This window comes from Microbacterium rhizomatis, assembly GCF_008710745.1.
GTDB lineage: Bacteria > Actinomycetota > Actinomycetes > Actinomycetales > Microbacteriaceae > Microbacterium > Microbacterium rhizomatis.
In genome coordinates, this window is the sequence record NZ_VYSA01000003.1 from 61,633 (window position 1) to 77,351 (window position 15,719).

Consider the following 15,719-nt stretch of genomic DNA (forward strand, 5'->3'; position numbering starts at 1 on the left):
GCGTCAGTACCAGTTGACCGACTGGGAGTGGCTCCATGCCGAGCAGGGCGAGCCGTAGCCGCGCGAGATGTAGTCGAGACCCCACGCGATCTGCGTCGCCGCGTTGGTCTCCCAGTCCGAGCCGAACGAGGCCATCTTCGAGCCGGGAAGCGACTGGGGGATGCCCGTGGCTCCGCCGTCCGCGTTATAGGCCTGGTAGTTCCAGCCCGACTCCTTCTGCCACAGCGAGTCGAGGCACGAGAACTGGCCGTCGCCCCAGCCGTACTGGCTGGCGGCCATCGCGCGCGCGGTCGCCCGGGCGCCGTCCGGAGTGTTGGCCTGTGCGAGCGCATCGGCCGCGGCCTGTGCGGCGGCTGCGGCCGCCTGCGCCGCGGCCTGTGCGTTGTAGTCGGCGACGGCGGCAGTGACCTTCGCCGACGAATGCTGAACGAGGCTGGTGAGCGCCTGGACCGAAGGCTCAGGCAGCGCCGACGAGTCGTTGAGCGCGTCGATCTGGCGGGCGAGGGTGGCCGTGTCGACCTTGCCGGCGGCGGACTTCTCGACCGCGTTCGCCACGGTGACGTAGAAGGCCGCATCGTGATCGATCGGTCGCTCGACTGTGGCGATCTCGGCGGTGGCGGTGCGTTCCTGCGATGAGGTGGCTGCGATCGCGCTCGTCGTGCCGGCGGCCACGCCGGCTGCCGCGAGGAGGGCGATGGCGAGACTGGCCGGAAGGATCGTGCGGCGGGCGCGGTGGACTCGGTGGATACGGGCGATCGTGCGAAAGCGCACAGGGCTCCAATGGTCGAGCTTCCCTGCGGTGCCCCGTCATGGGGCGGGCGGACGCAAGGGTGGGACGCGACCTGCAGCAGGCTGAACGCTCCACTCGCACGCTCTCGTCGGATGGCTTCGGGGCCACCCGGTGACCGGGACGTGCGGGCGGAGCATCCGTCACGTCATCCTTCGGGTGGATTCCGTGACGAACCCGTACACGGTAGACGCCGTTTCTGGACGACTCCTCCGAAAGCCCTAGCCGTTCCATCCACGCGAATCGATCCGCACGGAGCTCTCTTGCGGTGCGATGACTTCTACGGCGTCACGATGTCGAAGGCGGGGTCGCCCGGATCGAGTACGCCGAGCAGCGAGTCGAGCACAGCCCGATCGCCCTCGATCTGCACGCCGGGGCTCGTGAGATCGCCGCCGGCCAGGGCGATGAGTCGCGGTTTGGTAAGGATCAACGAGACGCCCGCACCGCCCGGCTCGCGGCGACGGTGGATCAGCACGCCGTTGCGCAGGGTCAGGCGATAGGTGACCTCGAGGTCGGTGAGGGTGACGTCGATCGCGAGATCGAGATCCCACGCCTTCGGGCCGTCGATCGAGAGGGCGAGCGAGTCGAAGAGCTGTTCGGGCGTGAGCTGCGCGACGATCGCGGGGGCCGCGGTCGCGGCCGGCGTGCCGAAGTTGCCCTCGCGCAGCTCGGTGGCACCGGAGAGGTAGAAATTCCGCCAGGTGCCGTTCTCGGCGCCGTACGCGAGTTGCTCGAGCGTGTCGGCATAAAGCTCGCGTGCGGCGGCGTGACCGGCGTCGGTGAAGATCGCGTGGTCGAGCAGAGTCGCCGCCCAGCGGAAGTCGCCGTCGTCGAAAGCGGTCCGGGCGAGCGCGACGACCCGGTCGATCCCGCCGATCGCCGCGACGTAGCGATGCGCCTGCTCTTGTGGGGGGTGCGGCCAGAGCCGGGCCGGGTTGGCGTCGAACCATCCCATGTACCGCTGGTAGACGGCCTTGACGTTGTGGCTGACCGACCCGTAGTAGCCGTGCGTGCTCCAGGCGTCGGCGAGAGCAGGGGGGAGCTGCATCATCTCGGCGATCTCGGCCCCCTGATACCCCTTGTTCAGCAGGCGCAGCGTCTGGTCGTGCAGATACGCGTACAGGTCGCGCTGCGTCTCGAGGAAGGCGATGACGCGCTCCTTCGTCCAGGTCGGCCAGTGGTGCGATGCGAAGGCGACGTCGGTGCGGTCGCCGAACGTGTCGATCGCCTCGGTGAGGTATTCCGACCACACGTGCGGGTCGCGCACGAGCGCGCCGCGAAGGGTCAGCAGGTTGTGCAGCGTGTGAGTCGCGTTCTCCGCCATGCACAGCGCACGATAGCGCGGAAAGTAGAAGTGCATCTCAGCCGGCGCCTCGGTGCCGGGGGCCATCTGGAACTCGATCTCGACTCCGTCGACCGTGAGCGTCTCGCCCGTTTCGGTGACTTCCACGTTCGGGACGATCAGCCCGACCTCGCCGCTCGAGGTGGTCTGCCCGAGCCCGGCGCCGACCTGGCCCTGCGGACCGCGGGCGAGCGCGGCTCCGTACATGTAGCCGGCTCGGCGGCTCATCGCCGTGCCCGCATAGACGTTCTCGGCGACCGCGTGCCCGGTGAAGCCCTCGGGCGCGATGATCATGACGGCGCCGGACGCGGCATCCTCTTCCGTGGTCACTCCGAAGACGCCGCCGAAGTGGTCGACGTGGCTATGGGTGTAGATGACCGCGACGACCTTCTTCTCGCCGCGATGCGCGCGGTACAGACTGAGAGCCGCGGCGGCTGTCTCCGTCGAGATCAGCGGGTCGATCACGATCACGCCGGTGTCGCCCTCGACGAATGTGATGTTCGACAGGTCGAGGCCGCGCACCTGGTAGATACCCTCTACGACCTCATACAGCCCCTGCTTGGCGACGAGCTGCGACTGCCGCCACAGGCTCGGATTGACGGATGCCGGTGCCTCGCCGTGCAGGAACGCGTAGCTGTCGTTGTCCCACACGACGCGGCCGTCGGCCGTTCGGATCACCCCCGGATCCAGTGCGGCGATGAAGCCGCGATCGGCGTCATCGAAGTCCTGGGTGTCGGCGAAGGGCAGCGTCGTGAGCAGCTCGCGGTTGGCCTTCTCGATTGCGGGGGTGACGGGCTTGCCGACCATGATTGCGCCAATCTTCGGGGCATTCGAATACGACACCCTCACTCTGCACCCATTCGCTCGGCCCGTGCGTGGAAATTCGTCCGGGCCCGATCAGCCGATCAGGCTGGGCTGCAGGTCGCGCAGCGTGCGTCGATGGGTCATGCGCGTCACACCCACCGCTGCGAGAGCGAGCGCACCGACGAGCCAGCACAGCAGGACGAGGATGTCGCCGCCCACGCGCGCGACATCGCCGCCGTACATGAGCTGGCGCATGGCGTCGACCACGTACCCCATCGGCAGGACGTGGTGCAGTGCCGCCAGCGGAGCGGGGAGCGTCTGCCACGGGAACGTGCCCCCCGCGGTCACGAGCTGCAGCACCATGAGCACGAGACCGAGGAACTGCCCGACCGAGCCGAACCACACGTTCAGGGCCAGGATGATCGCCGCATACGTGAACGACGCGAGCACCATGATCCCCAGGGTGCCGAGCGGATTCGCGAAGCCGAAGCCGAGAGCCACGGCAAGGACGCCGAACAGTGCCGCCATCTGTACCGCCCCGAGCGCCGCGGGGGTGAGCCAGCCGGCGAGCGTCACGCGCAGGGGTGAGTGCAGGGCGGTGACCGCGCGCCGCGAGATGGGCTTGACGATCAGGAAGAGTGCGTAGATGCCGATCCAGCCGGCCAGAGCCGCGAAGAACGGAGCGAGGCCCGCGCCGTAGTTCGAGGCTTTCGTGAGAGCGCTCGATTCGACGTCGACGGGATTCGCGAGCGTCGATGCCTGCAGCTGGCGCGTGGCCTCGTCGGTGTCCGGAAGCTGCTGCACCCCGTCGGCCAGGCCGCTCTGCAGCGTCTGCGCACCGGTCTGCAGGGTCGCCAGGCCGCTGTCGAGCGCGGTTGCGCCATCGCGCAGCTGCGCGGCGCCCTGCGCGGCCGTCGTCGCTCCCGCCGACAGCGCGGCGGCCCCGTCGGCGGCGGTGCGGGCGCCCGTGGCGAGCTGTGCGCTCCCTGACGCGACCTGGCCGGCGCCGTCATTGAGTCGGTCGATGTCCGACACGGCGGTCTGCACCCTCTGATTGACGTCGACCAGCTTTGACCCGACCGGATCCAGCGCGGCGAGCACATCGGCGATCTGCTGCGGAGTGAGTCCCGCCGCCTCCAGGCGCGCCTGAATGTCGGCGCGTGCCTGAGGAAGGAGGGCGATGGCGTCGCGGGATGCGGCGCCCACCCGGTCGGCGACTCCTGCGAGCTGCCCCGTGCCGGCCGACACCTGGGCGGCGCCGTCGCTGAGCGTCACGAGGTTGTCGGCGATCTGCCCCGTGCCGGAGGCCAGCTGTGCCGCTCCGCTCTGCAGTGCCGCGGTGCCGTCGGCGAGCTGCGTCGAGCCGGAGGCCAGCTGCGAGCTGCCGTCGTGCGCGGTACCCAGGCCGTCGGCGAGTTGCTGCGCGCCGTCCGCGGCATTCGAGAGGTTTACGCGGACGGTGGCGAGAGCATCCAAGAGTGTGAGTCCGCCTTCGCGCACGATCTTCTGCGCGACTGTGGTGCGGATCTTCTCCACGGCCTGCGTGCCGATCGTCGACGCCAGGTAGTTGTTCGCGTCGTTCGTGCGCAAGAGGATCTGCGCCGTGCGTGGGTCATTCGACGTGATCGAGGCGATGGCCGAAGAGAAGTCGGCGGGAACCTCGACGGCGAAGTCGAACTCGCCCGAGTCCAGGCCCGCCGTCGCGGCGGCATCGTCGACGACGTGCCACTGGAAGCTGCCGCCCGAGACGAGTTCGTCGGCGACCTCGTGGCCGACGTTGCGGTCGGTGCCGTTGATCGTCGCGCCCTCGTCGTCGATCACGAGCGCGACCGGGATGTCGACGAGCTTGGCGTACGGGTCCTGGTTCGCCCAGAGATAGAGGCCGCCGTATAGCACCGGCACCGCGATGAGGGCGATGAGGGCGATGACCGCCATGCGCGTCGACGTCAGCCGCCGGAGTTCGGCGGCGATCATCTGTGGCACCTTCACGAGTGCTGTCCCTCTTGTTCTTCTTGTTCTTGTTCTTGTTCTTCTTGTTCTTGTTCTTGTTCTTGTTCTTGTTCTTGTTCTTCGCTTGTCGGAGCATCCGCGGAATCTCGGACGATGTCGCCGGGATCCTCCGACAAGGGGTCGATTCTCCGACTTTCGGATGCGGCCGGCTCCGGTTCATCCGTGGGTTCGGGCGCGGCGAGGACGGACTGCGATGCCCGCCCGGCGATCACGAGGACGGCCGTGCCGCGCGCGGCGAACTCCTCGGCGATCTCCCACCAGACGAGCGGCTCACCGCCGTGGCGGTCGGGAGACGTGAGCACGAGCCCGGTGACGCCCGGCCGCTGCGCGGCGAGCTCGCACAGGAGCCGGATGCGCTGGGCGGGATCGACGTCGCCGATCGGCATCGACGCGACCGCCGCGAGTCCATGTTCGTCGAGCCAGCGCCGTGCGGCGATGGGGTGCGAAGGACGGCCGGCGAACATCAGCTCCTCGGCGACGACACCCGCGACCGACACGTTCGGCTCGGGCTCGGAGACATCCAGCGCGTCGACCAGGGCGACGGCACGGCGGAGGGCTCCGGCATCCGTCCGCCCGTCGATGCGTACGCTGCCGCTGTCGGGGCGCATGCGGCCGGAGGCGATCAGGCCGAGCACCGTCGGGCGCTGCTCCGTCTCGGCGCACACCAGCGCGGCACGGCCGGATTCGTAGACGAGCGACGTCTCAGGAAGTGCGCGCCGGTCGCGCCCCTTCGTGACGGCATCGAGCTCGACCCTCACGACTGGCCTCCGAGCAGATCGGGATGCTGGGCCAGCAGCGCGACCGCCTCGCGCCACGACAGGCCCGCGATGCTCATGACCGCCTTGACGGCGAGAGCGTGCGCCGCCGGAGAGGTGCCGTCCACACGGGTGATGACGCTCCGCGCCGCTTCTTCGATGAGGCGAGCGAGCGTCGGCGCGGCGATGTCGGTGCGGAGGGCGTCGCGGCTCTGCCCTTCGCGCACGATCTCGACCAGCCGGCGGCGGAGCGGCGCCAGTGCGGCGGCTGTGTCGTCGATGTGCGCGTCATCCAGGGCGATCGCCGCGGCGACCTGCACGTGCGCGGCGTCCTGCCAGAGCAGTGACGCGAGTCGCGCGAGCGCGAGCCGGGGGTCATCGTCCGTGACGCCGTCGGCGATGTCGTTGAAGCGCCGCGCGCCCGTGGTCACGAGCTCGCGGATCAGCGCGTCGCGGTCTTCGAAGTGCCCGTACAGCGCACGACGGGAGAGCCCCGCGTCGAGCGCGATGGTGCCGAGGGATGCTGCGGGGTCGACCGCGAGGGCACGACGGGCGGCATCGAGGATCGTCTGCCTGTTCTGCAGCGCATCGCGCCGCTGGGGCCGTTGAGGAGGGGCTTCTGTCGTCACGTCTCCAGGATAGCTAACCTGCACATCGGTGTGCAAGTTAAACGGTGGCGGCGACCGCGGAGTGCGGGGTCAGTCGGTGCCGAAGTCGAACGCCGAGCCCTCGGACGCCTCGTCGACAGCATCCGCGAGGGCCTCGCGATCTGCGTCGAAAGGCACCGCGTGCTCCGTGATCTCGTCGGCTTCGCCCGCGGTGACGCTCCCGACGAGATCGGCTGTCGCGCCGCCGATGAGCCCCATCGCGGCGTACTGCTCCAGGCGCGAGCGCGAGTCGGCGATGTCGAGGTTGCGCATCGTGAGCTGGCCGATCCGGTCCACGGGTCCGAACGCCGCATCCCCGACGCGTTCCATCGAGAGCTTCTCGGGTGCATACGAGAGGGTCGTTCCCGTCGTGTCGAGGATCGTGTAGTCCTCGCCCCGACGCAGCCGCACCGTGACCGAGCCGCTGACGGTCGACCCGACCCACTTCTGGATCGACTCGCGCAGCATGAGCGACTGCGGCTCGAGCCAGCGCCCTTCATACATCAGGCGGCCGAGCCGTCGCCCCTGCTCGTGATACGTCGCGAGGGTGTCTTCGTTCAGGATGCCGTTGACCAGGCGCTCGTATGCGATGAACAGGAGCGCCATTCCGGGCGCCTCGTAGATGCCGCGGCTCTTCGCCTCGATGATGCGGTTCTCGATCTGGTCGCTCATACCCAGCCCGTGGCGACCGCCGATGCGGTTGGCCTCGAGCACGAGCGCCACGGGATCGGGATACTCCACGCCGTTGAGCGCGACGGGGCGGCCACGGTCGAAGGTGACGGTGACGTCTTCGGGATCGATGGATACCGCAGCATCCCAGAATCGGACGCCCATGATGGGCTCGACCGTCTCGAGCGACACGTCGAGGTGCTCGAGCGTCTTGGCCTCGTGCGTCGCGCCCCAGATGTTCGCGTCGGTCGAGTACGCCTTCTCAGCCGAGTCGCGGTAGGGGAAGCCGTGGGCGACGAGCCATTCGCTCATCTCCTGGCGGCCGCCCAGCTCGGTGACGAACTCGGCGTCGAGCCACGGCTTGTAGATGCGCAGTGCGGGGTTGGCCAGCAGGCCGTAGCGGTAGAACCGCTCGATGTCGTTGCCCTTGTAGGTCGAGCCGTCGCCCCAGATGTCGACGCCGTCCTCTTTCATGGCCCGCACGAGCAGCGTGCCGGTGACGGCGCGCCCCAGCGGCGTCGTGTTGAAGTAGGTGCGTCCCCCCGAGCGGATGTGGAAGGCCCCGCATGCGAGGGCGACGAAGCCCTCTTCGACGAGGGCGGTCTTGGCGTCGACGATGCGCGCGATCTCGGCGCCGTACTCGAGTGCGCGGACCGGGATGGCGTCGATGTCGTCTTCGTCGGGCTGACCGAGATCGCCGGTGTAGGTGCAGGGGATGGCGCCCTTGTCGCGCATCCACGCGACCGCCACCGAGGTGTCGAGTCCTCCGGAGAAGGCGATGCCGACGCGCTCGCCGACGGGCAGGGATTGAAGGACTTTCGACATGCGCCAAGTCTAGTGAGCGCCGCCCGCCGGCCCCGCGGGCCCGGGGTGCGGAGGGGGGTCCGCGCGGATGCCAGAATGGGACGCCGGATATATCACGATTCCCTTTCGTGTACATCCGTAACACTGGTGTCGGTGCTGAGAGCCTGGCTAGGCTGACGCGGGCGGGCACCGGGGGCTTCGCAATGTTGGGGTTTGAAGATTCCGGGGGGAATACCGTGCGCAGTGGTCTGATGAGGCGTGTTCTGGCAACGATCGCCGTCGTGGCGACGATCGCAGCGAGCGCCGTGGCGATCGGTGCACCCGCAGCTGCGGCCGGCGACACCGCCGTGCTGTCACAGCTGAAGACCGTTGTGGGTTCTCAGACGAACTTCGCGCCGGGCGACACGTTCCAGTACCAGATCGATCTGGGATGCTCGTCCACGATCGATCCGTCGTGCCGCAACACCAAGATCACCGACATCCTCCCGGCCCCCCTGGTCCTCGACCCGAGCGACCCCAGTCCCGTTTCGGCGACGACCAGCCCCAATGCCCCCGTCGACATCGCGCTGAGCGGCAACAACGGCTTCACCGTCACACCGCGCCTCTCGGCGGGCGGGTCGGCGGGGCTTCCCGCGGGCGGGAGCATGACGGTCTTCGTCTCGGTCCAGGTGCCGACGACGACAGGCGCCGACTTCAACGGGCAGACGATCACGAACACCTCGTTGGCGACCGCCGACAACGCGCAGGACGACCAGTCCTCCGCCGACATCACGCTCACGGTCACCACGACGCTGTTCGCCTCGCTCTCGAAGACCGTGTCGCCCACGTCGACGCTTCCCGCCGCGGCGGGGCGCACCGTCGACTGGACCCTCGTCCCGGGGAACGCCTCGAATCAGACGGTCGACACGATCACCGTTCAGGATCCGATCACCCCGCCGGGGCCGTTCACGTACCTCGACATCACGAGCGTCGACATCACCGACCCGGCCGGGGCGACAGGAAGGGCGACCGAGTACTACGTGGGCGGCGTGTGGACGGCAACGCCACCGACGCCGATCAGCCTTGCCAAGGGCGTACGCGTCGTCTTCACGGGATCGTTCGCGCCCGGCGTCACGGGGAACGTCGTGGTGCACTCGGTGACCAACGACACCGTGAGTTCGATCCCGAACGGCCAGACCGTCGATGTCCAGAACGACGCGTCCACGACGGTGACGAAGTCGGGCGTCGACAGCCCTGTCGTCACCGACACCGCGTCGGTGTCGATCGCCGCGGTCGATCCCGACGTCAGCATCACCAAGAGCTTCCTCGACTCGACACTGGTCGCCGGACAGAGCACGACGATCGCGATCGTCGCGACCAACGGTGCGCAGGACGTGCAGACCTTGACGGTCACCGAGCCGTCGTCGGGCGAGCCCGGATTCACCGCCCAGGGCCTGGCCTTCAACGGCTTCGGGCCGACGCTCGCGTGGCCCGTGGCGGCGAGCTCGGCGACCATCCTCTACACCTACTCCGGTTCCGGATGCTCCACCCTGCCGCAGACGACCACCACGCCGCAGACGCTGCCCGCTCCGCAGAACGGATGCACGGTGGAGGGATTCACTGTCACCTATGCATCGACAGGCGACGGGATCACGGCGGGCGGCTACGCCGCACTCCCGCTCCTGGTGACGGCGCTTCCCGTTCCCACGCTCGCGCCGGTGAGCAGCACGAACGTCGTCGACACCCAGGTCGTCAACTCCGACGGCGCGAGCGGCGAGGCGACGGCATCCACGCCGTTCACGATCGATCCGCTGCGTATCGACACCGTCGTGTCGAAGTCGATCACGCCAACGGAGGCGTTCGCCGTTCCCGGGGCGAGCATCAGCATCGCCCTTTCGGGCAAGGTCAGCGATGACTCGACGGTCGGATCGACCAAACTCGAGATCTCGGACCCGGTGGACCCCGCGGCGACGCCGGACTTCTGGAACACGTTCGCGCCCACCGCGGTGCGCAACACCGACATCCCCGGATGCAGCTCCCTCGAGTTGAGCTACTACTCCAAGGCCTCCGGGGACTGGGTCGACTTCCCCGGTGCGGGCAACGTGGCCGGCCCTGTGGCCGGCTACACCTATCCGATTCCTTCCGCCCTGCGCTCCGACATCGGCGGCATCCGGTTCACGTTCCGGCCGCTGCTGACGTCGCCCTGCACCGGCACGTTGCCGCCCGGATTCACGGTGCTGCCGAACATCGCGGCAGAGGTGCGCGAGTACTCGGATGTCAGCTCCGTCCACACCAACGACGTCCGGTCGGCCGTCAACAACCCCGTCGCGGTCGAGCCCGACGCGATCGACGACGCGTCCGCGCCGATCACCCTGCAGCCCATCAACGGCGGCGACGGACCCGACTTCGTCGATAAGGCCTGGCTCGACGCGACCCTCCCCGCCCAGGTGCCCGCCCTCTCGGCGCAGACACGCACCGCGCGGCTCTCGTGGAGCACGCAGGGACTCAACCTCACCTCGATGACACTCACCGACCCGGCCTCCACGGGCGAGCTGACGAACCCGGCGACCTCCGTGTACGACGCGTTCGACCTGGTCGCGATCAAGCCGATCACGCCGTCCACCGATCCGCTCATCGTCAACGATGTCGTCACGAGGGTGGAGCTGTACTCGACGACCGCGAACGACTGGGTCGACATCACGGCGGCCGCCTGCGCGCTCGGGTGCGACGGCGGTTTCGGCGGCTACGCGCTGTCGACCGCTCAGCAGGCAGACACACTCGGCGTGCGCGTCACGTTCACGGAGAAGACCGCCGGCGCGGGAGTGGGAACCTCCTACACCGGCCGCCCGTTCGACCTCGATTACCGCATCCGCGACACGCTCCGCAGCGATCCGACGCAGTACGTCCTGGGTCAGTACCACTCGTACACGTACAACACCACCACCCCCGGGCTGGTGAACAACACCGTCAGCGCGCGCGGCCAGAACCCGAGCATCGACTTCGATTCCACTTCGACGGATGCCGACACCATCCAGGTCATCGACAGCCCGGTCAACGTCACCCTCACCAAGAGCTTCGATCAGACGGTACTCGGGCTGCCGCAGGCCGGCACGCCTCAGGCGAACTACCCCCTCATCTCCGGCACCATCACCTCGCGGAACCAGTCCAACACCAAGATCGCATCGATGGTCATCGACGACCCCTCGCCCGGTCAGGTCGCTCCGACCGCCTTCGAGACGCTCAACCTGTACTCCATCGATACGCTCACTCCGCCGAAGCCGCTCACCGCCGCGGATGTCACCGTCACGCTGACGCGAGAAGGGGGCGGAGTCGACCTGCCGATCTCGGGCGATGCTGCGAAGCTGCTGACTCCGGACCAGCTCGACGATGTCGTCGGCATCTCGGTCCGCTACGCCGACGCCGCCGGTCGCCCCATCATCGTGGCGGCGACCCCGGACTCAAACGACGCGGCAGGCGTCGTGGGTCTCACCTGGCAGCTTCGTGCCACCCAGCGCACATCCGGTGACCCGATCGCGGTGACCGAGCCCGGCGGCGAGCCGATCGTGAACGTCGCGCACACCGCCCTCGACAGCCCCGGACGCATCCCGTGCGTCAACGGTCAGAACATCCCCGGCTGCAGCACGGGGGAGTTCTACGCGTCCAGCCAGTTCAACATCGTCGCGGCCGACTACTCGATCTTCACCGACAAGGCCATCAACCCCGCGTCGGTGCTCGAGAACGGCTCGAAGAACTACACCACGACCCTCACCGCACGCCCGAACGGGAACGCGCGGACGTACCTCGCGACGGTGAGCGACAGCACGCCGACGTTCTGGAACACGATGACCTTCGTGGGCGCGCGCATCACCGTTCCGCAGCCCGTCAACCAGGTCGCCATGGACGTGCTCGTGAACGACGCGACCCGCGTGGTCGCCTATTCGGTCGTCGGCGGAGCGCTCGTCGCCACGTGCAACGGCCTGCCGCTGGACCAGACCTCCCCATGCTGGGCGACGGGTGACTGGGTGACCGCGAACCCGGGGTCCGCCGTGACGTTCGGCCTGCCGGGCGGCGTTTCTGCCGGTGATGTGGTGGGCACCCGATTCCGCGCCCAGGAGGTCGTCGACGGTGAAGTCGTGGTGTGGGAGCGCCCGTACAACCCGAAGCTCGACTTCGTCGTTCAGACGACGCGACGCGACTTCCTCCGCAGTGATCCCTCCGTGCCGGTGTCCACGACCCGCCCCGGCGTCGCCCCGAACCCCGGTGAGACGGTCTCGGGCACGATCACGAACACGGTCGTCACCGACGGGAACGCCCGGTTCGGAGCGTCGCAGCTCTATACCGGACATGCCGAGAAGACGACCACGACGCGCGTGACGCACCTGGTGAATCAGATCAGGGTCACCAAGACGCGCGGTACGACAGCCCTCTATCCGGCCGGCAGCACTGTGCCGTTCACGATGGTGGTCACCAACACCGGTCGCTGGGACATGACCGGCTTCACAGTCGTGGATCAGATCACTCCCGTGGGCGGGTCGTCGCCGATGGTCGAGCCGAACCCGGCGCAGTACTCCTTCGCGATCACGGGCCCGAGCGCGCCGTCCGGCTCGGCCGGGTTCTCCGCCTCGCTGGATGCCGGCACCGGGCTCCTGTCGATCGTCAACTCCGACCCGAACTTCGTCTTCAAGGCGGGGTGGACGCTCACCATCAAGGCCGGTCTCAATTTCCGCGCGGGCCTCTCGCCGGATGTGACGGTGCAGAACGCCGTGACTGCGACATCCGACCGCGCCTTCGAGAAGTGCGAGTCGACCTCGACCGACCTCAGGCCCAAGCCCGACGAGACCAACGTCGCATCGTGCACGGCGAACACGTCTGTGACTCCGCGCGCCGCCGCCACCGTGTCGCTGAAGAAGTGGGTCAAGGGCGAGCTCGCCGGCGACCCGAAGGACCCGACAGCGGACGACCTGGGCGTGCTGAACGTGGACGACACGATCGCGGGCGGTTCCGGCTCGGCGTGCGACTCGACGACGGACGCACCCAGAGACGCCGGCTACTACGATGAAGCCCGCTTCTACTCGTACCCGTGCGCGCCGATCACCCGCCCGGGCGGCCTCGAGCGATGGCGGCTCGACTTCACGAACACGGGGAACGCGAACGCCAAGGTGCTCGCCATGGTCGACACGCTGCCCGCCGTCGGCGACAAGGGCGTCATCACGACGAACCCCCGCGGTTCGCAGTTCCCCGTGACGCTCGTGGGCAACGTGCAGACCAACATCACCACCCTGCGGGATGCGAGCGACGCGCAGGTCGCCGCCTATTTCTCCACGGTCGTCCTGAGCGCCGACTGCAACAAGAACGCGATCAACGTCCACACTGCGAACTCTGCACCGCTCCCGTCGTGCGTCTTCAACTGGACGCCGTTCACCTCCTCCACGCCTGAGTCGGATCTGGTGAACGCCAAGTCCGTCAAGTACGTCGTCACGTTCACCCCGACCGTTGCGAAGCCGACGCCAGGACTTGCCCCCGGCGAAGTGCTCTCCCTCACCTACAGCACTCGGACCCCGTACGTGCTCCCGAAGGAGACGGCGATCTCGCAGGGCGCGTCGACCGCGTACAACTCGTTCGCCGGTGCCTCGCGCTCGGTCGCCACCCTGACGCAGCCCGAGACCCCCCAGGTCCCGCTCGAGCCGCAGCGCGTCGCGGTGGCGACCTCCACGGGTCAGCTGCAGATGAGCAAGAGCGTCGTCGCACCGTCGTTCTCCACGCCCATCCAGCTGCCGACGACGTACCCGCTCCTCGTGACGTGTGTGTCGGGCGGCGAGCCCGTCACCTTGCTCTACGCATCCGGCGGCGACGCGAGCCGGCCCACGGTCGCAGCCGATGGCACACTTCTGGTGTACGACGACCCGACAGGTCCCGTGAACCTCCCGCTGTTCGCTGACTGCACCGTCGTGGAAGACCCGGTTCCGCCCGGGGCGACCTCGGTGATCACCCCGCCGACCGCCCTGACCGCCGAGCGCGACCTGAGCTCGAATCCGCGTATCTTCAACGGCTATGCCGGCGACCCGACCCAGTCGTTCTTCGGCATCGAGAACACCTTCACCGCCGGCGGCTTCGTCGTCTCGAAGTCGATCGACAACGGCGGCGCGGTCGATCAGGACGGCACGCCGATCGCCTACAACAGCCTGTTCGGCTTCACCGCGTCGTGCACGTACCTCGGACAGGAAGCCGTCCCCGAGGGCGACCGTTCCTTCGCGCTCGCCGATGGAGAGAGCAAGACTTTCACCGGCATCCCGACCGGGGCCACCTGCGTCGTCACCGAGACCGACACGGCGGGCGCGGCATCGACGACGGTGAACGGTGTCCCGCAGGAAGGCACCCCGACTTCGAGCTTCACGATCGAGGAGGGCGAGACCCCGGCGTTCACGGCCGCGTTCGTGAACAACTACACGGTCGGCAGCGTGCAGGTCACGAAGCAGATCACCGGTACGGGAGCGGATGCCTGGGGCCAGGGTCCGTTCACCTTCCAGCTCGTGTGCACGCTCGACGCGGCCACCCCGAGCGTCGTCTACTCGGCGACGCACGACGTGACGCCCGACGAGCCGACGTGGACCGTAGACGACCTTCCGACGGGTGCGACGTGTGCGGTCAGCGAGCCGGACAACGCCGGTGCGACGGAGTCGACGTTCTCGCCGGAGAGCCGCACCGTCACCGTCGGCGTCGCGGATCAGGATGAGCCCGCCCTCGTCACGGTGACGAACGACTTCCGCACCGGAGGGCTGAGGATCGCCAAGACGCTCTCCGGCCCCGGGGTGCCCGACTTCGGACGGGGACCGTTCGTGTTCTCGGTCGTCTGCACCTACCAGGACGCGACCGTCTATACCGGCGATCTCACGGTGAGGACCGACGGTGAGCACCCGCTGTTCTCCGATACCGTCACCGGCATCCCGGTCGGCGCGGTCTGCGTGATTCGCGAGACGGACTCGGCCGGTGCGGACGACGTTCCCGGGCCGACGACCATCACCATCCCCGACGAGGAGAACGGCGTTCCGCAAGTCGCGACCACCGACCCCTTCGTCAACGAGTTCTCGGTCGCCGAACTGACGCTGACCAAGACGCTCGACGGTGCCGGTGCGACCGCCGACTACGCCACCAGCGCGGTCTTCACCGTCGTCGTGACGTGCGAGATGGAGGCCGGCGACGGCAGCATGATCACGCTGCTCGACAGCCCGTACGACATCAAGGGCGGCGAGACGATCACGCTGACGGATGCCGACGGAAACCCGGTGCGGATGCGGGCCGGCGCCCACTGCTACGGCACCGAGACGGTGACCGGCGGAGCGACGGCATCCGTCGTCACTCCGGACAACTACGAGGACGGCCTGGTGGTCCAGCCGGGCGCCGAGGTGCAGACCCTGGCGCTCGAGGCCACCAACACGTTCGACCCCGGCATCCTCGCCCTCTCGAAGGTCGTGACGGGGACCGCGGCCGAAGGCAATGCGTCCAAGACGTTCACGCTCGATCTCACCTGCGTGCTCGATCAGGGTCAGGAGACCCCGACCGTGCTGATCGACCATCGCGCGGTCACGATCACGGGTGGTCAGACGATCCGTATCGAAGACCTCCCTATCGGTGCGCAGTGCTGGGTGGCCGAGACCGATAACGGCGGTGCCGATCGCGTCGAGATCACCAACTCGACCGCGGCGATGCCCGCGGTGGTCGCTAGCGACCCCGTCACGATCACCGTGACCAACACGTTCACCGCGCCGCTGCCGGCCACCGGTGTCGACGGTCGGGCGCTGCTGATCGCAGGCGGGGTCGCCGGCATCCTGATCCTCGCGGGTGTCGTCGTGATGATCGTCATGCGCCGGCGCCGCCGGGATTGAAACGAGCAGCGCCGGATCGGGATGCGGTCGATCCGGCGC

The 15,719-nt window shown here is 68.4% G+C and carries 7 protein-coding genes; 1 reads left to right on the forward strand and 6 read right to left on the reverse strand.

What is annotated here, in order from left to right:
• Positions 1-3: 3 nt before the first annotated feature.
• The 6 genes from F6B43_RS14260 to argG all read right to left on the reverse strand — a co-directional run bounded on the left by F6B43_RS14260 (position 4) and on the right by argG (position 7,839).
• Complete coding sequence (locus F6B43_RS14260) at positions 4-771, reverse strand: aggregation-promoting factor C-terminal-like domain-containing protein (protein ID WP_150449663.1); 768 nt, start codon at positions 769-771, stop codon at positions 4-6.
• A gap of 296 nt (positions 772-1,067) precedes the next feature.
• Complete coding sequence (locus F6B43_RS14265; protein ID WP_150449664.1) at positions 1,068-2,936, reverse strand: alkyl/aryl-sulfatase; 1,869 nt, start codon at positions 2,934-2,936, stop codon at positions 1,068-1,070.
• A gap of 90 nt (positions 2,937-3,026) precedes the next feature.
• The gene (locus tag F6B43_RS14270) at positions 3,027-4,922 is read right to left on the reverse strand and encodes a YhgE/Pip domain-containing protein (RefSeq protein ID WP_150449665.1); all 1,896 of its coding nucleotides are present in this window, start codon (positions 4,920-4,922) and stop codon (positions 3,027-3,029) included.
• Positions 4,919-5,701 (reverse strand): P-loop NTPase family protein, encoded by a 783-nt coding sequence (locus F6B43_RS14280; RefSeq protein ID WP_211368149.1) that lies wholly within the window; start codon positions 5,699-5,701, stop codon positions 4,919-4,921. Before F6B43_RS14280 ends, F6B43_RS14270 begins: the two co-directional genes overlap by 4 nt.
• On the reverse strand, positions 5,698-6,327 hold the full coding sequence (locus F6B43_RS14285; protein WP_150449666.1) for a TetR/AcrR family transcriptional regulator: 630 nt from the start codon (positions 6,325-6,327) through the stop codon (positions 5,698-5,700). The genes F6B43_RS14280 and F6B43_RS14285 overlap by 4 nt, the downstream gene beginning before the upstream one ends.
• 69 nt (positions 6,328-6,396) lie before the next feature.
• Positions 6,397-7,839 carry an argininosuccinate synthase gene (gene argG / locus F6B43_RS14290; RefSeq protein WP_150449667.1) on the reverse strand — a complete coding sequence of 481 codons (1,443 nt, stop codon included), beginning with the start codon at positions 7,837-7,839 and terminating at the stop codon, positions 6,397-6,399.
• Positions 7,840-8,099: 260 nt separating this feature from the next.
• Here argG and F6B43_RS14295 point away from each other — a divergent pair, with 260 nt between their 5' ends.
• Positions 8,100-15,680: a DUF5979 domain-containing protein gene (locus tag F6B43_RS14295; RefSeq protein ID WP_211368150.1), complete on the forward strand. Its 7,581-nt coding sequence runs from the start codon at positions 8,100-8,102 to the stop codon at positions 15,678-15,680.
• The last annotated feature ends 39 nt before the right edge of the window (positions 15,681-15,719 follow it).

What these genes read in the sequence shown, in the direction of transcription:
- F6B43_RS14265 (WP_150449664.1), bottom strand. Translation starts at nt 2,936, where the DNA reads ATGGTCGGCAAGCCCGTCACCCCCGCAATCGAGAAGGCCAACCGCGAG.
- argG (WP_150449667.1), bottom strand. Translation starts at nt 7,839, where the DNA reads ATGTCGAAAGTCCTTCAATCCCTGCCCGTCGGCGAGCGCGTCGGCATC.